The organism is Microbacterium keratanolyticum, assembly GCF_016907255.1.
Lineage (GTDB): Bacteria > Actinomycetota > Actinomycetes > Actinomycetales > Microbacteriaceae > Microbacterium > Microbacterium keratanolyticum.
Genome location: NZ_JAFBBQ010000001.1, coordinates 2881278 through 2900760, shown reverse-complemented (window position 1 = coordinate 2900760; position 19483 = coordinate 2881278). Strand labels below are relative to the sequence as shown.

Annotated in this window: 16 protein-coding genes; 7 read left to right on the top strand and 9 right to left on the bottom strand. The window is 66.7% G+C overall.

The features are described from left to right. Nucleotides 1-54: 54 nt before the first annotated feature. The 3 genes from JOD62_RS13955 to hrcA are packed head-to-tail and all read right to left on the bottom strand — an operon-like array spanning nt 55 to nt 2978. Nucleotides 55-783: a 16S rRNA (uracil(1498)-N(3))-methyltransferase gene (locus JOD62_RS13955; RefSeq protein ID WP_204939844.1), complete on the bottom strand. Its 729-nt coding sequence runs from the start codon at nt 781-783 to the stop codon at nt 55-57. Nucleotides 784-786: 3 nt separating this feature from the next. Further along, entirely contained in the window at nt 787-1896 is a 1110-nt protein-coding gene (gene dnaJ, locus JOD62_RS13950) for a molecular chaperone DnaJ (RefSeq protein WP_204939843.1), read from the bottom strand. Nucleotides 1897-1943: 47 nt separating this feature from the next. Then, nucleotides 1944-2978, bottom strand: a complete 1035-nt coding sequence (gene hrcA, locus JOD62_RS13945; protein WP_204939842.1) for a heat-inducible transcriptional repressor HrcA — start codon at nt 2976-2978, stop codon at nt 1944-1946. 125 nt (nt 2979-3103) lie between these two features. Between hrcA and JOD62_RS13940 the strand changes: the two genes are divergently transcribed. Further along, complete coding sequence (locus JOD62_RS13940) at nt 3104-4540, top strand: carboxylesterase/lipase family protein (protein WP_204939841.1); 1437 nt, start codon at nt 3104-3106, stop codon at nt 4538-4540. 12 nt (nt 4541-4552) lie between these two features. Here JOD62_RS13940 and hemW read toward each other — a convergent pair whose 3' ends face one another. From hemW to lepA, 3 genes are all read right to left on the bottom strand, one after another. Then, a complete protein-coding gene (gene hemW, locus JOD62_RS13935; protein WP_204939840.1) occupies nt 4553-5770 on the bottom strand; it encodes a radical SAM family heme chaperone HemW in 1218 nt (405 codons plus the stop codon). Next, a complete protein-coding gene (locus JOD62_RS13930) occupies nt 5770-6423 on the bottom strand; it encodes a DUF1990 family protein (protein WP_204939839.1) in 654 nt (217 codons plus the stop codon). The genes hemW and JOD62_RS13930 overlap by 1 nt, the downstream gene beginning before the upstream one ends. A 79-nt stretch (nt 6424-6502) precedes the next feature. Further along, entirely contained in the window at nt 6503-8353 is a 1851-nt protein-coding gene (gene lepA / locus JOD62_RS13925; protein ID WP_204939838.1) for a translation elongation factor 4, read from the bottom strand. Between the two features lie 231 nt (nt 8354-8584). On the opposite strand from lepA, the gene JOD62_RS13920 reads away from it, so the two are divergent. The 5 genes from JOD62_RS13920 (at nt 8585) to JOD62_RS13900 (ending at nt 15180) form a co-directional block, all read left to right on the top strand. Continuing rightward, entirely contained in the window at nt 8585-9568 is a 984-nt protein-coding gene (locus JOD62_RS13920; RefSeq protein ID WP_204939837.1) for an ABC transporter permease, read from the top strand. 1 nt (nt 9569) lies between these two features. Beyond that, nucleotides 9570-10493, top strand: coding sequence for an ABC transporter permease (locus JOD62_RS13915; protein ID WP_239526722.1), 924 nt, complete (start codon nt 9570-9572; stop codon nt 10491-10493). Beyond that, complete coding sequence (locus tag JOD62_RS13910) at nt 10490-12547, top strand: ABC transporter ATP-binding protein (RefSeq protein WP_204939836.1); 2058 nt, start codon at nt 10490-10492, stop codon at nt 12545-12547. The genes JOD62_RS13915 and JOD62_RS13910 overlap by 4 nt, the downstream gene beginning before the upstream one ends. A gap of 117 nt (nt 12548-12664) precedes the next feature. Continuing rightward, nucleotides 12665-14374 carry an ABC transporter family substrate-binding protein gene (locus JOD62_RS13905; protein ID WP_204939835.1) on the top strand — a complete coding sequence of 570 codons (1710 nt, stop codon included), beginning with the start codon at nt 12665-12667 and terminating at the stop codon, nt 14372-14374. Between the two features lie 71 nt (nt 14375-14445). Further along, nucleotides 14446-15180 (top strand): alpha/beta fold hydrolase, encoded by a 735-nt coding sequence (locus JOD62_RS13900; protein WP_204939834.1) that lies wholly within the window; start codon nt 14446-14448, stop codon nt 15178-15180. Here the strand turns inward: JOD62_RS13900 and JOD62_RS13895 are convergent. Together JOD62_RS13895 and JOD62_RS13890 are read right to left on the bottom strand one after the other, a co-directional pair. Continuing rightward, nucleotides 15119-16363, bottom strand: coding sequence for an MFS transporter (locus JOD62_RS13895; protein WP_204939833.1), 1245 nt, complete (start codon nt 16361-16363; stop codon nt 15119-15121). The genes JOD62_RS13900 and JOD62_RS13895 overlap by 62 nt on opposite strands. Further along, nucleotides 16360-17715: a GH1 family beta-glucosidase gene (locus tag JOD62_RS13890; protein ID WP_204939832.1), complete on the bottom strand. Its 1356-nt coding sequence runs from the start codon at nt 17713-17715 to the stop codon at nt 16360-16362. Before JOD62_RS13890 ends, JOD62_RS13895 begins: the two co-directional genes overlap by 4 nt. A 209-nt stretch (nt 17716-17924) precedes the next feature. Here JOD62_RS13890 and rpsT point away from each other — a divergent pair, with 209 nt between their 5' ends. After that, entirely contained in the window at nt 17925-18185 is a 261-nt protein-coding gene (gene rpsT, locus JOD62_RS13885) for a 30S ribosomal protein S20 (RefSeq protein ID WP_204939831.1), read from the top strand. A gap of 232 nt (nt 18186-18417) precedes the next feature. Here rpsT and holA read toward each other — a convergent pair whose 3' ends face one another. Continuing rightward, nucleotides 18418-19455: a DNA polymerase III subunit delta gene (gene holA, locus JOD62_RS13880; RefSeq protein ID WP_204939830.1), complete on the bottom strand. Its 1038-nt coding sequence runs from the start codon at nt 19453-19455 to the stop codon at nt 18418-18420. Between the last annotated feature and the right edge of the window lie 28 nt (nt 19456-19483).

Sequence of the window (19483 nt, the reverse complement as noted above, 5' to 3'; positions counted from 1 at the left end):
CTATCGGCGCGATGTGGCCTGCGCGGGTGGTACGCGCCCAGCGGAACGGCAGGATCACCAGCGGCCGAGAGCAGCCGAGAGAACCGCGATCGCGGCGGGCCCCGCCGTGGAGGTGCGCAGCACAGCATCACCGAGGACGACTCTCTCGGCGCCGGCCGCTTCGAGGCGTTCAAGCTCGTCCCCGCTGATGCCGCCTTCGGGCCCGACCACCAGCACGATGTCGCGGCCGTCGAGTTCGAGCTCGGTGAGTCTGATCGTCGCGGACGGCTCCAGAAGAAGCATCCGCTGCGTGCTGGCCCGCTGTGCGAGCTGCGCGGTGCTCTGCACCTCGGAGACCGTCGGAATCCATGCGCGATGGGCCTGCTTCGCTGCCTCACGGACGATCGTCCCCCAGCGTTCCCGCCCCTTGGCTGCCTTCGCCCCCTCCCAGCGCGACACGCTGCGGGCCGCCTGCCAGGGCACGATCTCGTCGACACCGAGCTCGCATGAGGCCTGCACGGCCAACTCGTCGCGGTCGCCCTTCGCCAGCGCCTGGACGAGCACCAGCTGCGGGCTCGGCCGTTCGACCTCGGTCCGCGATGTGATCTGCACGTCGACACGCGTGGCTTCGACGAGGGATGCAGCGCCGCTCAGCCATACGCCCGAGCCGTCGCCGAGCGTGATCTGCTCGCCGACGCGCACACGGCGCACGACAGCGGCATGCTTCGCCTCTGCCCCGGTGAGGGTCACGGTGTCGCCGACGGCCGCAGCGGAGGCATCCGCAGTGACGAAGTGCAGAGCCATGGCTCAGGAGTTCCGGAAGCGGTCGCGCAGCTTCGAGAACAGCCCCTGGTGGAACTCGGCGAGCTTGGGCGCCGGTGCCTTCGAGGTGCGGGCGAAGTCTTCGATCAGCTTGCGCTGCTTCGAGTCCAGACGCGTGGGCGTCACCACCTGCACACCGACCCGCAGATCGCCGCGCTGGGTGCCGCGCAGGGGCGTGACTCCGCGGTTCTTGATCGTGAGGACGTCGCCGGACTGCAGACCCGCACGGATCTCCAGATCGACCGATCCGTCCAGGCCCTCGATCGTGGTCGTGGTGCCGAGGATCGCATCGCTCATCGCCACCTCGAGCGTCGCGAGCAGATCGTCGCCCTCGCGGCTGAAGGTCGGGTGCGGAGCGACGCTGACCTCGATGTACAGGTCGCCGCTGGGCCCACCGCCCCGGCCCACCTCACCGGAGCCAGGAAGCTGCAGACGCAGACCGTCTTCGACACCCGCCGGGATGTCAAGTGCGACCGTGCGGCGCGAGCGCACACGGCCCTGCCCGCTGCACGTCGCACAGGGGTAGGGAATCGTCGTTCCGTAGCCCTCGCACGAACCGCAGGGCTGCGTCGTGATGACGTTCCCGAGAAGACTCCGCACCTGCTGCTGCACGTGACCGCTTCCCTTGCAGATGTCGCAGGTGACCGGCGACGTGCCCTCCTGGCAGCAGGAGCCCTGACACGTCTCACACAGCACAGCGGTGTCGACCTCGATGTCCTTGTGCACGCCGAACACGACATCGCCGAGCTCCAGGCTGATGCGAACAAGGGCGTCCTGGCCACGTTCACGACGAGACCGCGGTCGGGCCGTACGACCGCCACCGCCCGCCCCGAAGAAGGTCTCGAAGATGTCGCCGAAGCCACCGAAATTGCCGAAGTTGCCGCCGGCGGAATCGCCGCCCATGTCGTAGCGGCGACGCGACTCGGCGTTGCTGAGCACGTCGTAGGCGTGCGTCACGAGCTTGAAGCGCTCAGCCGCATCCTCACCGGGATTCACATCCGGGTGCAGCTGGCGCGCCAGCTTGCGATACGCCTTCTTGATCTCTTCCTCGGTCGCCTCGCGAGAGACTCCGAGGATCTCGTAGTGATCAGCCACTTCTCCCTTTCCAACGCCCCGGCATGCGGGGCCGTCTCACGTGCCGCTCAGCGGCCCGTCTCATCGTCTTCGAGCATCCGCGACAGGTAGCGGGCGACGGCCCGCGCTGCGGCGAAGTTGCTCGGATAGTCCATGCGCGTCGGACCCATGACCCCGACGCGTGCCGTTCCCCCGTGTGTCTGATAGTCGCTCGCGACGATCGAAGCCTCGGGCAGGCCGAAGGCCTCGTTCTCTGCGCCGATGCTCGCCGCGAGGCCGTGCTCGTCGGCGACCATCTCACGCATCAGACGCAGGAGGGTCACCTGCTCTTCGATCGCCTCCAGCAGCGGATGGATGCTGCCGCGGAAGTCCTGCTCCCGTCGGGCCAGCGTCGCTGCCCCGGCCATCACGAGGCGCTCCTGACGGAACTCCGCGAGTTCTTCGCCGATCGCCTTCGCCAACGCCGACATCGCCGCGGTCGTGCGCGCCGGACCGACTTCGTTCTGCAGCGCCGTGAGACACTCGGAGCCATCGCGCACCGAGCTGCCGGTCAACGTCCCCGTCAGACGGATCCGCAGCGCGGCGAGATCGGTCTCGTCGAGCTCGACGGGCAACGGCACGATGCGCTGCGAGACCCCGCCCGCATCTGTCACGAGAATCACCAGCAGGCGATTGGGCGCCAGCGACACGAGCTCGACATGCGTCACGTGCGCACGCGCGAACGACGGGTACTGCGCAAGCGCGACCTGCCCGGTGAGCTGGGTGAGCACGCGCACCGTGCGGATCATCAGATCGTCGAGGTCGGTGGGTTCCGTGAGAAAACTTGAGATCGCGGAGCGCTGCGCCGTCGAGAGCGGCCGTACCTGCGCGAGGTGATCGACGAAGACCCGATAGCCCTTGTCAGTGGGCACTCGGCCCGATGACGTGTGGGGGGCCGTGATCAGCTCTTCGTCTTCGAGCAGCGCCATGTCGTTGCGGATGGTGGCCGCCGAGACGCCGAAGGAGTGTCGCTCGACGATGGACTTGCTGCCGACCGGCTCATGGGATGCCACGTAGTCCTGCACGATCGCACGAAGAACCTGCAGACCTCGTTCGCTGACCATCGCCCCTCCTCTCGGGTGCATTCCGACCACAGGAGCACATTGGCACTCCCCACCTCTGAGTGCCAATCTTAGCGCGCGGTGCTGGACGCTGGCCGAGCCGACGCGCCTACCCCTACGATGTGGCCATGAGCCCCCAGCGCCCGCGTGTCCGTGTGTCGACAGGAGAGATCGAGGGAGAGAGCCGAGACGGAATCGACCGATTCCTCGGGATCCCCTACGCCGCGCCCCCGTTCGGCGCGCGTCGCTTCGCGGAACCTCAGGCGCCGGAGGCCAGGAGCGGCGTGCGCGATGCCAGCACCTTCGGAGCCACTCCGCCGCAGCGTCCCTATCAGGGGCGCCTGCAGGCTCTGCTGCCCACGGTGACCATCACCGGAGAGGACGTACTGACGGTGAACGTCTGGGCGCCACGCGACGCGCAGCACCTCCCCGTCGTGTTCTGGCTGCACGGCGGTGCCTTCGAGCGCGGCACGACGGCGCTTCCGCTCTACGACGGCACGGCGTTCGCGCGCGACGGCGTCATCTTCGTCTCGGCAGGGTACCGTCTCGGCGCGGAGGGCTTCTCGGTGCTCGAGGGGGCACCGCGCAACCTCGGTCTCTCGGATGCCGCAGCCGCTCTGCGCTGGACACACGCGGAGATCGCAGCATTCGGCGGAGACCCGACCCGCATCACCGTCATGGGTGAATCCGCGGGCGGTGCGCTCGCTGCCGCGCTGCTCGCCCGACCCGACACCGCCGAGATCCCGGCGGCCCTGATCGTGCAGAGCGGCCCCCTCTCGGCCGACAGCCCGGCGAAGGCGGGGCGCGTGACCGCAGCACTCGCGAAACGACTCGGCGTGTCCGCGACCGTCGAGGATTTCCGCGCCCTCACCCCTGACCAGCTTCTCGACGCGCGCCAGGCGCAATCCGCCGGAAGCACACCCCTGCGAGGGGCGCCAGGGTACCTGCTGTGCCTCGACGCGACCTCGCTCCCCCGCTCGCCGGAGGAGGCCCTGCGCGACGCGCAGATCCCTGTGCTGATCGGCACGAACACCGAGGAGTACCGCCTCTGGTTCGCGCCCGAAGCCCTCTCCCGCATCCGTCCCCTCCAGCTGCTGCTCGCGCGACTCGCTCTCGGAATCTCCCGGTCCGCCGTGCGCGCGTACCGCCGCGAGTTTCCCGAAGCGACGACCGGCGAGATCTTCGGGCAGCTCGCAACGGATGTCCTGCTCCGGGCGCCTGCCCTCCGCACGGCCAGTGCGAGAACCGCCCCGACCTCCGTGTACGAGTTCGCCTGGACGACACCGCTGCACGATCTCGGCGCTGCCCACGCGCTCGAACTGGGCTTCGTGTTCGACGCGCTGCAGACGGATGATGCGATTCGCCTCGCCGGTCCGGACGCACCGCACACTCTTGCCGAGCAGATGCACGGCGACTGGGTGCGCTTCATCCTCGGCGGCGACCCCGTCTGGCCGCCGTACGGGGCGCCCTCGCGGATCACCCGTGTCTACGACGAGGAGATCCGTGACGTCTCTGCCCGTCGCACCGCCGCCCTCGACCTGCTGCCGGCAGCGCGGTCACGCTGAGCCGCGCTCGGCTCAGTCGGTGAGAGCGCGGACGACCGCGTCCGCGAGCAGCCGTCCGCGAAGGGTCAGCACGACCGTACCGCGCAGAGCGGATGCCGGATCGATCAAGCCGTCTGCGATGAGGCCCGCCACCTTGGTGCGGTGCGTCGCGGAGAGCACATCGATGGGCAGGCCCTCGGCCATGCGCGAACGCAGCAGCACACGCTCAAGTGCCACTGCAGTGGCATCCGGACGTTCCTGGCCCGCCGCCGGCGACTCACCCGCAGCGAGGCGTGTCGCGTACGCGGCCGGGTGCTTGACGTTCCACCACCGCAGCCCGGCCACATGGCTGTGCGCGCCCGGTCCGAATCCCCACCAGTCGGTCCCCCGCCAATAGGCGCTGTTGTGTCGCGACTCCTGCTCAGGCGTCCGCGCCCAGTTGCTGACCTCGTACCAGGAGAAGCCCGCATCCCCGAGCAGCTGATCGGCCAGCTCGTACATGTCGGCCTGCAGGTCGTCGTCCGGTGCGGGCACTTCGCCGCGGCGGATCTGGCGGGCGAGCTTCGTGCCGTCCTCGATGATGAGGGCGTAGGCAGAGATGTGATCCGGAGCCAGCTCCAACGCGGTCTCAAGGGACAGTCTCCAGTCTTCCAGCGACTCCCCGGGTGCGCCGTAGATGAGGTCCACGCTCACGTCGAGACCCGCGGCACGGCCGGCTTCGACGGCCGTGCGCACGTTCTCGGGGCGGTGCGTACGATCGAGGGCGGCAAGCACGTGCGGCACCGCCGACTGCATGCCGACCGACATGCGGGTCACACCCGCGCGGGCGAGTTCCGTGGCCACCTCGGGCGTCACTGTGTCGGGGTTCGCCTCGACCGTGACCTCCGCGCCGGGGCTGATTCCGAAGGCGTCGACGGCGGCGCGGAGCATCCGCCCCAGGTCTCCCGCCGGAAGAAGGGTAGGGGTGCCACCGCCGAAGAAGACCGTGTCGAGTGGACGCAACGCGCCCGCCTCGTCGAGGACCGACCGGGCGAGCGCGATTTCGGAGATGAGCGTGTCGGCGTAAGTGTCCTGACGCGCGCCCTGAAGCTCGGACGAGGTGTACGTGTTGAAGTCGCAGTAGCCGCAGCGCACACGGCAGAAAGGCACATGGAGGTAGGCCGAGAACGGCGCGTCCGCGTCGATGCGCAGATCAGCGGGGAGACGCCCATCCGTCGGTGCGGGATCTCCCTGCGGCAGTGCTCCGGCCATCAGAGCGGAGTCGCGTACAGCGGAGAGATCGCACGCAGATAACGTGCGAAGAGCTCGCGGCGGCGGCGCTTCACGAGCGCCGGGAGCACGCGGTACAGAAGCCCGACCGGCGCGTCGAACGCGCGCACGGTGAACCACACCTCGTCGGTGTCTTCACGCCACTGCAGGTCGAAAGACTCCTCGCCGCTGACGACCGAGTCCCCCACCGTGCCGAGAACGAAGCCGATGTGGCGGCGCTCTTCCGTGACCGAGATCACACGAAGCTCCGCGTCCGCACGCATCCCCCCGACGCGCCCGTCCAGGCGGATCGTCATTCCGGGACCGACGAACGGTGTCCCCTCCGCATCGAAGCGCTGCTCGACATCGCGCGTGCTCGGCGCGATCGGCGTGCCCTCTTCGTCAAAGGTGACCCCCGCGTAGGCCGGTCCGGCAGCGGGGCGGACATCCTGCAGGGAGAGTCCTGCCGCACGCTGGGCGGTCCAGGACAGCAGCGCCTCACCGGCGATCTGGAATCGCTCCTCGCCGCTGCCGATGCGCCACGATTCCTCCGCGGGAATGCTGTGCTCCGGCGGATACTGCATCAGATCCGGCGCATGAGTGGCACCGACGGCGGCATAGTCCACCGTCCCAGCTCGGAATGTTCCGCGACGCATGTTCTCCAGACTACTTGGGCTCACCTGAGCAGACACCGGACACGCGGCCCGACGCCGAGGACGTCAGGCCACACGACCACTACTTCTTGTCTTTGCCTTCGACGTCACCCGACAGCGCGGCGATGAACGCCTCCTGCGGAACCTCGACGCGGCCGACCATCTTCATGCGCTTCTTGCCCTCCTTCTGCTTCTCGAGGAGCTTGCGCTTGCGGCTGATGTCACCGCCGTAGCACTTGGCGAGAACGTCCTTGCGCAGGGCGCGGATGGTCTCGCGGGCGATGATGCGGGCACCGATCGCCGCCTGGATCGGCACTTCGAAGTTCTGACGCGGGATGAGCTTGCGCAGACGCTCCGTCATGAGCGTGCCGTAGGCGTACGCCTTGTCACGGTGCACGATCGCGCTGAACGCGTCGACCTTGTCGCCCTGCAGCAGCACGTCGACCTTCACAAGATCTGCGGTCTGCTGGCCCGCGGGCTCGTAGTCGAGGCTCGCGTACCCCTGCGTCTTCGACTTCAGGTGATCGAAGAAGTCGAAGACGATCTCGCCGAGCGGCATGTTGTAGCGCAGCTCGACGCGCTCTTCGCTGAAGTACTCCATGCCCAGCAGCGATCCGCGGCGCGACTGGCAGAGTTCCATGACCGTTCCGACGTAGTCCTTCGGCAGCAGGATCGCGACCTTCACCACAGGCTCTGCCACGGAGGCGACCCGGCCGTCCGGGTACTCGCTCGGGTTCGTCACGGTGACCTTCTCACCGGTGTCGGTCGTGACCTCGTAGATCACGCTCGGTGCCGTGGTGATGAGATCCAGACCGAACTCGCGGCTCAGGCGCTCAGTGATGATCTCGAGGTGCAGGAGCCCCAGGAACCCACAGCGGAAGCCGAAGCCGAGCGCGACGGATGTCTCGGGCTCGTAGACGAGTGACGCATCCGACAGCTTGAGCTTGTCGAGCGCCTCACGCAGGTCCGCGTAGTCGCTTCCGTCGATCGGGTACAGCCCCGAATAGACCATGGGCTTCGGGTCGGTGTAGCCGGGAAGCGACTCCTCCGCCGGCTTTCGCAGCGTCGTCACGGTGTCGCCGACCTTCGACTGGCGCACATCCTTCACGCCGGTGATCAGGTAGCCGACCTCACCGACGCCGAGTCCCTTCGTGGGGATCGGCTCGGGGCTGGACACACCGATCTCGAGGAGTTCGTGCGTGGCACGCGTCGACATCATCTGGATGCGCTCGCGCGGCTCCAGCTTGCCGTCGACCATGCGCACGTACGTGACCACGCCGCGGTACGAGTCGTACACGGAGTCGAAGATCATGGCGCGCGCCGGGGCATCCGGGTCGCCCTTCGGCGCGGGAATCTGCTCGACGATGCGATCGAGCAGATCTTCGACGCCGACACCGGTCTTGCCCGAGACGCGGAGGACGTCATCGGGGTGACCGCCGATGAGTGAGGCGAGCTCTTTCGCGAACTTCTCGGGGTCGGCCGCGGGCAGATCGATCTTGTTCAGCACAGGGATGATGTGCAGGTCGTTCTCGAGCGCGAGGTAGAGGTTCGCCAGGGTCTGGGCTTCGATCCCCTGCGCCGCGTCGACGAGGAGGATCGCGCCCTCACAGGCCGCGAGCGAACGGGACACCTCGTACGTGAAGTCCACGTGGCCCGGGGTGTCGATCATGTTGAGCGCGAAGGTCTCACCGCCCGCAGACCAGGGCATGCGCACCGCCTGGCTCTTGATCGTGATGCCGCGCTCGCGTTCGATGTCCATGCGGTCGAGGTACTGCGCTCGCATGTCACGGTCGGAGACGACACCGGTGATCTGGAGCATCCGGTCGGCAAGAGTCGATTTGCCGTGGTCGATGTGCGCGATGATGCAGAAATTGCGGATCTGCGCAGGCGGCGTTGCAGCCGGACTCAGGGGGGTGGAAGCACGTGGTGACATATCCAATCCAGAGTACCGTGGCGCGGCGTCAACCTCGATTCCAAGAGAGAAGTGATAGTGTCCCCAAGGTTGCGATGGCACTGAGTGTCATCTTCGCCATGACTCAGTAACGTCCTCGCAGCGAGTCTGCAACGTCGCCGACTCGTCACAGGGCTTGTACCTACAAGTACCCATTCTCAGTGTGTTATCGGCGATCCCGATGACGTCTGTGAGAGAGAAAGAACATCCACCTTGATCAAGTACCTGTTGCGCCGCCTGTTCGGTTGGTTGCTCATGATCGTGGTGGCGACCAACATCACGTACTTCCTGGCGTGGGGGTTCCTTGACCCGCGCAGCAACTTCGTCGGCCGCCGCCCGCCCGCAACCGAAGAGCAGATCGTTCAGACGCTCACGCCGCGAAATCTGAGCGATACCGTTCCCCTCGCCGAACGGTGGTGGAACTGGTTCAGCGGGATCATCTTCCGCTGGGACTGGGGCGTCAGCCCGGTCGGACAGTCGGTCAATGATCAGGTCGCGTACCGCATGTGGGTCAGCGCGGAACTCGTGCTCGGCGCGACGATCATCACGACGATCCTCGGTATCGCGATCGGCGTGTACACGGCTTCGCGCCAGTACAAGCTCGCCGACCGCATCGGTCAGGCCACCTCGATCATCACGATGAACATCAACATCGTGGTCGCGGCCCTCGGCATCGTCCTGCTGGCGATCAACATCAACGACCTCGCCGGATTCCGCATCTTCTACGTGACCGGCTCGTCATCCAAGGGAGTCACTGGGTTCTTCCCCGTCCTCATAGATGCGTTGCAGCACCTGATCCTGCCCACGATCGCCCTCGTGCTGGTCGGCTATGCGAGCATCCACTTCCTGCAGCGCTCGCTGCTGCTGGACAACATCAACGCGGACTATGTGCGCACGGCGCGGGCGAAAGGTCTGACGAAACAGCAGGCGATCCGCAAACACGCTCTGCGCACGTCGCTCATCCCCGTCGCCACGCAGGTCGCCTTCACGATCCCGGCCGTCTTCACCGGCGCGATCCTGACCGAGACGATCTTCGCCTGGAACGGCATGGGCCGATACTTCATCGACGCCCTAAGCAAGAACGACATCCACGCCACTGTGGCCATTGCGGCGTTCGGCGCCGTCCTGACGGCGATCGGCGCGATTCTCGCCGACATCACCGTCGTGGTCCTCGATCCCCGAGTGCGGGTGAGCTGACATGACTGACGAGAAGATCATCGATTCCGCGGATGCCACAGCGGTCGCCGCTGCTCCCGCACCGCGTCGCCGCATGTCGAAGTGGGAGCTGTACTCGAAGCGCTTCATGCGCAACAAGCCGGCCGTGGTGGGTGTGTTCATCTTCATCGCGCTCGTGCTGTTCGCGATCATCGGCCCGCTTGTGGCCCGCTACGACCACATCGAGCTCGACTTCCTCAACATCGGCACTCCCCCGTCGGCGGAGCACTGGTTCGGCACCACGAGCGCCGGAAACGACACGTTCGCCCAGGTCGCCATCGGTCTGCAGCGGTCCCTGCTCATCGCACTCATCGTGTCGATCGGCACGACCGTGCTGTCCGCGCTCGTCGGCACCGCGGCGGCATACTTCGGCGGTCTCGTCGAGCGCACGACGCTGCTCGTCATCCACTTCCTGATGGTGATCCCGGTCTTCCTGATCCTGTCGCTGGTGTCGAACGACGCGGGTGGTGACTGGCGGGTGATCTCGCTGATCATGGTGCTGACGGGCTGGTTCTTCCCGGCGCGCGTCATCTGGACCGTCTCCCTCTCGCTGCGCGAGCGCGAGTACGTGCACGCCGCGCGCTACATGGGCGTTCCCGGCATGAAGATCGTGATGCGCCACCTGCTGCCGAACATCGGTTCGCTTCTCGTCATCAACTTCACGCTCGGCGTCGTCACCGCCGTCATGACCGAGACGGGGCTTTCGTTCCTCGGCTTCGGCGTGAAGATCCCTGATGTCTCGCTGGGCTCCCTCATCGGCTCGGGCGCCAACACCATCACGAGTGCGCCTTGGCTGTTCTATTTCCCGGCCGGTGCGCTCACCCTGCTCACCGTGTCGATGGCTTTGATCGCCGACGGCCTGCGCGATGCGCTCGACCCGACCTCGGCTGCAGGAGGACGCGCATGACCGCTCCGATTCTCTCCGTCCGTGACCTTAAGGTCAGTTTCGCCTCCGAAGCGGGTCGAGTGGATGCCGTGCGCGGCGTCTCCTTCGACCTCGAAGAAGGTCGCACCCTCGGCATCGTCGGTGAATCCGGATCCGGCAAGTCCGTCACGTCACTCGCGATCATGGGCCTGCTCGACGAGAACGCCAAGGTCACCGGCTCGATCATGTTCGACGGACAGGAGCTTCTCGGCAAGACCGACAAGCAGCTCTCCGCCATCCGCGGCAACGGCATCGCCATGATCTTCCAGGATCCGCTGACCTCTCTCACGCCCGTGTTCACGGTCGGCGACCAGCTGATCGAAGCGCTCACGGTACACAAGAGCATGTCGCGCACGGATGCCTGGAACCGCGGCATCGAGTTGCTGCGACTCGTCGGCATCCCCAGCCCTGAGCGCCGGATGAAGTCGTTCCCGCATGAGTTCTCGGGCGGTATGCGTCAGCGCGTCGTCATCGCGATCGCGATGGCGAACAACCCGAAGCTGATCATCGCCGATGAGCCCACAACGGCCCTCGACGTCACGATCCAGGCACAGATCCTCGACCTCATCGCCACCGCGCAGCGTGAGACCGGTGCCGCCGTCATCATGATCACGCACGACATGGGCGTGGTCGCGAAGACGGCGGACGACGTGCTCGTGATGTACGCGGGCAAGCCCGTCGAGCAGGCCCCGGTCCGCGAGCTGTTCCACAACACGCGGATGCCCTACTCGATCGGTCTTCTCGGTGCGATCCCGCGCGTCGACAAGAAGGAGAAGACGCCGCTCGTTCCGGTGAAGGGCAACCCGCCTCTTCTCGTGAACCTGCCGGATGCCTGCCCCTTCGCCGCACGCTGCCCCATCGCCGTTGCCGCCTGCCACGCTGGCGAACCGGCGCTCGTCGATGTCCACACGGGCGGTGACGGTGTACACCGTGCCGCCTGCATTCGCTCCCACGAGATCGACAGCAACGGCATGATCGGCGGCGTTCCCGTCTTCCCCGTGCCGGAGATCCCCGTGAGCGCGCTCGAGGAGATCCCCCGTGAGGATCGTCCCGTCACGCTCGACGTGCAGAACATGAACAAGTCGTTCCCGCTGCTCAAGGGCTCGTTCCTGAAGCGCAAGGTCGGCGAAGTGCACGCGGTCAAGGGCGTCTCGTTCGACATCCGCGAGGGCGAGACGATGGCGATCGTCGGCGAATCCGGATGCGGCAAGACGACGACTCTTCTGCAGATCATGGACCTGGTCAAGCAGACCGACGGCGAGATCACGATCGCCGGCACCAAGGTCTCGGAGCTGCACGGACACCGCAACGAGCGCGAGCTGCGTCGCGACATCCAGATCGTGTTCCAGGACCCGATGGGTGCCCTCGACCCCCGCATGACGGTGGCCGACGTCATCGCCGAGCCCCTGCGGGCGATCGGAGTCGATCGCGACACCGCCAATGCGCGCGTCGACGAGCTCATGGACCTCGTGGGCCTCGACCCGAGCCACAGCAACCGCTTCCCCGGCGCCTTCTCGGGCGGCCAGCGGCAGCGCATCGGCATCGCCCGCGCGCTGGCGACCAACCCGAAGATCGTGGTGCTGGATGAGCCGGTGTCTGCGCTCGACGTCTCGATCCAGGCGGGCGTCATCAACCTGCTGGACGAGCTCAAGGTCAAGCTCGGCCTGTCGTACCTGTTCGTCGCGCACGACCTCTCCGTCGTTCGGCACATCGCCGACCGCGTGGCCGTGATGTATCTCGGCTCGTTCGTCGAACACGGTGATGTCGACGAGATCTTCGACGACCCGCAGCATCCGTACACGCAGGCGCTGCTCTCGGCGATCCCGATTCCGGATCCCGACATCGAACGGACGCGCGAGCGAATCGTGCTGCAGGGCGATCTGCCCAGCCCCACGGAGCAGGCGAGCGGATGTGCATTCGTCACGCGTTGCCCGCTCTACCAAATGCTCGGCGCCGAGCAGAAGCTGCAGTGCGAGACCGAGGTGCCCCTGCTCACGGGGTCGTCGGCGCACAGCAACGCCTGCCATCACCGTTGATTCTCCGAAACGTTACGACCCGTTAACGGTTCGCGAGTTTTTCCGGCGCGTTTCCGAGGGGCAGGATAATCTGCCCGTATTCCCCCCAAGAAGCCGACAAGGCAACGAAGGAGCACCATGAAACGGCACCAGAAGCTGATGGGCGTCATCGCTCTCGGCGGCGCCCTTGCACTCGCGATCAGCGGTTGTGCAGCAGGCGGCGGTAGCACCGGCGGCGGCGAGGGTACGGCCCCCGTCGAGGTCAAGGCAGCGGACTACAACCCGCAGCCCCGCGAGAACCTCAAGGAGGGTGGCACGGTCACCTTCCCGATCAACGAGATCACCCCCCAGATGAACCCCATGAACGGTGACGCCTCGGCCGACACGACGCGCCTCGCGTCGTGGTTCCAGCCGCAGGTCCTCCTCATGAAGGACGACGGCACCCCCTACAAGAACGACGCATACCTCGACGCCTGGGACTTCGCAGTTGAAGACGGCAAGACGGTGCTGAAGTTCACCTTCACCGACAAGGCCACCTGGAACGACGGCACGCCGATGGACTGGACGGCCATCGAGGCCACCTGGGTCGCCAACCGCTCGTTCGACGAGGGCTTCACGCCCAACGCGACCGACGGCTACAAGGAGATCGAGAAGGTCGAGATGGGCGCTTCCGAGAAGGAAGCCGTCGTCACCTTCAAGGGTGAGTTCGCCTGGCCGCAGATGCTGTTCACGCAGATCCTGCACCCGGCCGTCAACACGCCGGAGATCTTCAACGAGGGCTTCATCGAGAACCCGCACCCGGAGTGGGGCGCAGGCCCGTACAAGCTCACCGACTTCGACATCAACGGCCAGACCGTGACGTTCGAGCCGAATGAGCTGTGGTGGGGCAACAAGCCCCTTCTTGACACGGTGACCTTCCGTGGCCTCGACGCAGCCGCCTCGATCAACGCCTTCAAGGCGGGCGAGATCGACATGGTCGGCACCGCCACCAAGGACCGCCTGGCACAGGTCGCCGACATGGAAGACGTCGTCACCTACCGCGCCATGCAGACGGCCAACACGCTGATGCAGGTTGACTCGGAGAAGCCGCAGTTCGAGGACATCAAGGTCCGCGAGGCGTTCTTCAAGGCCATCGACCTCGAGCAGCAGAAGCAGATCGCCTGGAACGGCCTCGACTACACCGAGGAGCCGGCCGGTTCGTTCACGCTGTTCTCCTTCCAGCCGGGCTACTCCAACGCTCTGGAAGAGGCGGGCTACAAGCACGATGTCGAGGGCTCGAAGAAGCTCCTCGAAGAGGCCGGCTGGACCGAAGGCGAAGACGGCGTTCGTGAGAAGGACGGCGAGAAGCTGGCCGTCACGTACCCGATCTTCAGCGACGACCCCGTGCAGGAGGCTCTCGCGAAGGCTCTGCAGCAGCAGCTCAAGGCTGTCGGCTTCGATGTCACGATCGACAAGCGCTCGCCGCAGGACTTCTCGACCGACTACACCTCGAAGAACTGGGACATCTTCTCCCTGCGCTTCACCTCGTCTGACCCGTTCGGTGCGGCCTGGTTCTGCCAGCTGTACTGCTCGGACAGCGGTCTGAACCTGTCGGCCACGGGCACGCCCGAGATCGACGCACGCATCCACGACGAGCTCGAGACGATCTCCGACCCCGAGAAGCAGACGGCCGCGGCCATGAAGCTCGAGGCAGAGATCTTCGCCGAGACCTGGGGCATCATCCCGATGTACAACGGTCCGTCGATCTTCACGGTCAAGGCTGGCCTCGCCAACCTGACCCCGGAGCCCTACGTGGGCCTGGACCTCTTCGGCGTGACGCCGGTGGAGAACGTGGGCTGGGAGAAGTAACACTTCTCGCACTCGAAGCGGGGTCGGTGGTTTTCCACCGGCCCCGCTTTCCCGTTGTCTAGGCTGTGCGCATGGCCACAAGCGTCGTCCTCGTCCATGGCATCCGCACCTCGCACACGATGTGGCGTGCGCAGGTGGAAGACCTGGAGCGGCGGGGTCAGCGCGTGATCGCCGTGGATCTCCCGGGTCACGGCACACGCCGCGGCGAACAGTTCACTCTGTCCGGCGCCTTCGACACGATCGACGGGGCTGTGCAGGAGGCCTCTGTCGACGGGCCTGTCCTGCTCGTCGGACACTCGATGGGCGGTCTGCTGTCACTGCAGTACGCCGCCGATCACCCGGAGGCGCCGCTCGCGGGCCTCGTCGCGGCGTCCTGCACCGCTCTGCCGCGCGGTGCTGCACTCGCCACATACCGACTCCTCGCCCGCGCGCTCGACTCGCTGCCGGATCGCGGCTTCTGGCTCTCAGAACGGATGCTCGACGCGACGATCCCCCCGGAGACGAGGGGCGACTTCGCGGCGGGCGGCTACGCGCTCGATGCGCAGGATGCCGCCCTGAGCACTCTGGTGGGGCTCGACCTCGCGGATGCCGTCCGGCGCCTGACACTGCCCCTGTGGTTCGTGAACGGTCAGTTCGACCAGTTACGGGCCAACGAGCGTCAGTTCCTGCGCTGGGCTCCGCACGCCGAACTCATCGTGGTCCCCCGTACCTCGCACCTGGTCACCGCGATGCGCCCGGCGGTGTTCAATGCGGTGCTGCAGTTGGCGACAGCGAGCGTTGCGGATTCCGCACCGCGAACGTCATGACGGCACCGACGATCGAGAGCGCCGCTGCGCCGGCGAACAACAGCCAGAAGCCGCCCACGAGGGCGACGAGCCCCGCACCGAGCAGTGGTCCGAGCAGCTGGCCGAGGCTGGCGGAGACGTTGACGACCCCGAGATCCCGTGCGTGATCTTCTGGATCACGCAGCAGCAGCGTGCTGAACGACAAGCTCACCGCCATGTACGCACCGTAGCCCGTCCCCATGAGCCCCGCGGCCACCAGGAGCATCTCGAAAGTCGGACTTGCGAGGATCGCGATGCCCGCTACTCCCTGGATGAGCGCGGCGATGATCGTGAGCGCACGGTGCGCGCCGCGACGGTCCGAGATCGCACCGGCGACGATGGATGCGAGGACGACGAAGACGGTGTAGATCACGATGAGCAGGAGCAGGCTGTCTTCCGCGGATGCCGCGGGGATGCCGATCCCATAGATCAGGAAGAACAGCAGCAACGCCGTGCCGAGTGCGTTGCCGATGTTCACGACGAGACGTCCACTGAGCAGCCACAGGAAGTCGCGGTCGCGCAGCGACGAGGAGCGTGGTCCCCTCTGCGTCTCCTGCACCCCGCGCGGCGGATCCGGGAGAAGCACCGCTGTGGCGACGCCGACGATCGCGATGAACCCGGCCAGCACCAGGTAGGACTCGACGATCCCCAGGCCGAGCAGTACGACCGCTCCCACGCCGACGACGATGCCCACGGCCTGCGCCGAGCTGGCCGCCGCGGAGGCGACGCCTCGCTGATCGGTGAGTTGGTCGGCGATCAGGGCGGTCAGCGCGGTCGAGGCGACGGCGATTCCCACGGAGACGCCGATCCACGCGGCTCCCACCGCGACAGGACCATCCGCGAAGGCCGTGACGACGAGCGACGCGGCGGCGAGAAGGGATCCGCCGATCCCCCAGGGACGACGACGTCCCCAGCGCGAGCGGGTACGGTCCGACATGCGCCCCGACAGCGGGCCGGCGATGATGCCGGCACCGCCGCCGACCGAGAGGACGATGCCCGACCAGACCACGCCGTCCAGCCACTGTCCGCCCGTGTTCTGGCTGTCAAGCTGCAGCGGGAGCAGGAGCTGAACCGGTGTGAGCTGCACGGTCCAGATCGCCAACCAGGCGATCGTGAAAAGCGTGAGCCAAGAGCCGCCGACTCGGGTCGGGGCTGGGGCCGTCATGCCCGCGCCTCGGCGATGAGCGCGCGATACCAGTCGTACGAGGCTTTCGGGGTGCGGGCGGATGTCTCGCTATCGACGTGCACGAGGCCGAAGCGCTGGGTGAAGCCCTCCGCCCATTCGAAGTTGTCGAGGAGGCTCCAGACGGTGTACTCCTCGATATCCACGCCTGCGGCGATCGCCTCAGCGACGGCCTCGATGTGCCCTCGCAGATAGTGGATCCGGTCGCGGTCGTCGATCATGCCGTCGGCGTGATCCGGCTCGGGAAACGAGGCGCCGTTCTCCCCGATGATCACAGGCGGCAGATGGACGCCGTACCGCTCCTTGGCGTCGATCAGGAAGGCGGTCAGCCCCTCGGGCACGATCGGCCACAGCGGGCCGAACCCGGTGTGCGGAGCATCCGGAATCGGGAGGATCTCGAACGGCACCGGTCCGCCCGAGGCGCCGATCCGCGTCGGGTTGTAGAAGTTCACGCCGTAGAAGTCGTTGTGCGCCGAGATGATGTCGAGATCGCCCGACCGCACCGGAAGCTCCACGCCCAGTGCAGCGAGGTCCGGATACTCGCCGAGCAGCACCGGATCCGCAAAGAGCCGATTGTGGATCAGATCATAGATGTACGCTGCCGTCTGATCGTTCTCGCTGAGCGACGCGGGAACGACGGCGGTGTGATTGTTGACGATGCCGACATGCGTCGCCCCGTGCGTGCGGAGACGCTGCGCGGCCAGTCCGTGGGCGAGCAGCTGGTGATGCACCGTGGGAAGGGAGTCGAACAGCATCGTCCGGGCGGGCGCGAGCTCGCCGATCGCGTACCCCTGCAGCGACGTCGACACCGGCTCGTTGATCGTGTACCAGTGCGCGACGCGATCGCCGAGCGCCTCCGCGATGATCTCGGCGTACTCCGCAAATCGCTCTGCGGTATCGCGGTTCAGCCAGCCGCCCTGCTCCTCCAGATGCACCGGCAGGTCCCAGTGGTAGAGCGTCGGAAAGGGAGTGATGTCTGCGGCGAGGAGCTGATCGACGAGACGGTCGTAGTACGCGATCCCTTTCGGGTTCGAATGGCCGGAGGCATCTGGCAGCACCCGCGTCCACGAGACGGAGAATCGATACCGGTCCACCCCCAGGCCGTGTAGCAATGCCACATCCTCGGGACTGCGATGGTAGCTGTCCGGACCGGGTTCGGCCGTGCTCCCATCGCGGACGCGGCCCGGCATGTCGACGAAGTCATCCCAGATCGACCGCCCTCTCCCGTCCGCGGTGCGTGCGCCCTCGATCTGGAACGCTGCGGTGGCCGCAGACCACCGCAGCCGGGCAAGGTGAGTGAGTGACGACGTTTCGGGCAACGACGCTGATGTCATGGGCGACTCCTTTGTCTCCTTCGCTCAGCATGCACCATCCCGTCATTCTGGGCGCGCGACGCGCGGAGCGGCACCGCGCATGTGCCGCCCACGAACCTGGTAGACTCGGTGATTGGCTTGCGTGTGGGTTCTTCCCTCACGACCGCTGTTCAACGCCCCTCTCTCGTTGGCAGCACATCCACCATCACTTCGAACGAAAGTTTCCACACGTGGCAAACATCAAGTCGCAGATCAAGCGCAACAAGACCAACGAGAAGGCGCAGGAGCGCAACAAGGCGATCAAGAGCGAGCTGAAGACGGTCATCCGTAACACGCGCACCGCGATCGCTGCTGGCGACAAGGCTGCGGCCGAGACCGCACTCAAGACGGCGACCAAGAAGCTCGACAAGGCCGTCAGCAAGGGCGTCATCCACGAGAACCAGGCGGCGAACCGCAAGTCCTCGATCGCCAAGAAGGTTGCTGCTCTCTGAGTCACCCCTTTCTTCTCGAAGGCCCGTCTCCTCGGAGGCGGGCCTTCGGCGTTCACGTGACATCCCGTCGCTGAGCGGGCCTCCTAAGTGAGAGAAGTCTCCTCGGCGAGCGGACCTCCGCGGCACGGGATACGCGCGGTGGAAGGAGACTTCCGTCGGTTATGAGCGCTCATAGCCGACACAACTCTTCTTCCGTGGGCGGCCTGCGCGGGGTCAGGCGTCGAACCGGCTCTCAGGCGCCGAAGGGTGCGCGGGTGGCGACGACGGTGACCATGCGCTCGAGGGCGAAGATCGGATCGCGCGCGCCGCCCTTGACCTCAGCATCGGCGCGAGCGGTGGCCTGGATCGCCAGCCCGAGGGAGCGTTCGTTCCAACCGACGAGGTCTCGCTTCGCACGGTCGACCTGCCAATCCTTCATGCCCAGGCGCTGCGCGAGCTGTCTGCTGGGCTCTCGGCTACCGGCGACTCGCGCCATCGTGCGCAGCTTCATGGCGAACGCGGCGACCATGGGCACGGGGTCGGCTCCGGAGGCCAGCGCGTGACGGAGAGCGACGAGCGCGGCCCCGTACTGTCCGGCGATCGCCGTGTCGGCGACCACGAAGGCGGAGACCTCGACGCGTCCGCCGTAGTACTTGGTCACGACGTCGTCAGTGACGTCACCGTCGACGTCGTTGATGAGCTGCTGACAGGCGGCGGCGAGTTCGGTCACGTCGTCGGCGAAGGCCGAGACGAGAGCGCGCAGTGCCGTGGGCGCGATGCGCTTGTTCGCGGCGCGGAACTCTCCCGTAGCGAAGTTCACCTTCTCGTCATCGCGTTTGATCGCCGGGCAGGCGATCTCGACGCCGCCGCCCGTGCCGGCGCGCAGGGCGTCGAGCAGCTTCTTGCCCCGGACCGTGGCACCGGTGTGGCGCAGAATGACGGTCGCGCCTTCTTGCGGATGGTTGAGGTAGGCGATCGCCTCCTGCAGGAAGGCATCGGAGCATTTCTCTACGCCGGCGACGCGGACCAGTCGCGGCTCACCGAACAGCGAGGGCGACGTGAGGCTGAGCAGGGTGCCCGCGGCATAGTCGTCCGCTCGCACATCGCTGACCTCAAGGGCGGCGTCTTCTGCGCGAAGGTAGTCGCGCACGCCTGCGATCGCGCGCTCCGCGCAGACCTCTTCGGGGCCTGACACCAGCACGATCGGAGCCGGTCGGGGGCTGCGCCACGAGACCTGAGGAATCGCCGTCGCCTTCGCGCTGCCGCGTGCGGAGGAACGAGGAGCAGCCATGCCTCCAGCCTACCGGCGGGCACGGACG

Bases quoted from the DNA above. Each gene is read 5' to 3' on its own strand.
- JOD62_RS13955 (WP_204939844.1), bottom strand. From the start codon at position 783: ATGGCTCTGCACTTCGTCACTGCGGATGCCTCCGCTGCGGCCGTCGGC.
- hrcA (WP_204939842.1), bottom strand. From the start codon at position 2,978: ATGGTCAGCGAACGAGGTCTGCAGGTTCTTCGTGCGATCGTGCAGGAC.
- JOD62_RS13940 (WP_204939841.1), top strand. From the start codon at position 3,104: ATGAGCCCCCAGCGCCCGCGTGTCCGTGTGTCGACAGGAGAGATCGAG.
- hemW (WP_204939840.1), bottom strand. From the start codon at position 5,770: ATGGCCGGAGCACTGCCGCAGGGAGATCCCGCACCGACGGATGGGCGT.
- JOD62_RS13930 (WP_204939839.1), bottom strand. From the start codon at position 6,423: ATGCGTCGCGGAACATTCCGAGCTGGGACGGTGGACTATGCCGCCGTC.
- lepA (WP_204939838.1), bottom strand. From the start codon at position 8,353: ATGTCACCACGTGCTTCCACCCCCCTGAGTCCGGCTGCAACGCCGCCT.
- JOD62_RS13915 (WP_239526722.1), top strand. From the start codon at position 9,570: ATGACTGACGAGAAGATCATCGATTCCGCGGATGCCACAGCGGTCGCC.
- JOD62_RS13910 (WP_204939836.1), top strand. From the start codon at position 10,490: ATGACCGCTCCGATTCTCTCCGTCCGTGACCTTAAGGTCAGTTTCGCC.
- JOD62_RS13905 (WP_204939835.1), top strand. From the start codon at position 12,665: ATGAAACGGCACCAGAAGCTGATGGGCGTCATCGCTCTCGGCGGCGCC.
- JOD62_RS13900 (WP_204939834.1), top strand. From the start codon at position 14,446: ATGGCCACAAGCGTCGTCCTCGTCCATGGCATCCGCACCTCGCACACG.
- JOD62_RS13895 (WP_204939833.1), bottom strand. From the start codon at position 16,363: ATGACGGCCCCAGCCCCGACCCGAGTCGGCGGCTCTTGGCTCACGCTT.
- JOD62_RS13890 (WP_204939832.1), bottom strand. From the start codon at position 17,715: ATGACATCAGCGTCGTTGCCCGAAACGTCGTCACTCACTCACCTTGCC.
- holA (WP_204939830.1), bottom strand. From the start codon at position 19,455: ATGGCTGCTCCTCGTTCCTCCGCACGCGGCAGCGCGAAGGCGACGGCG.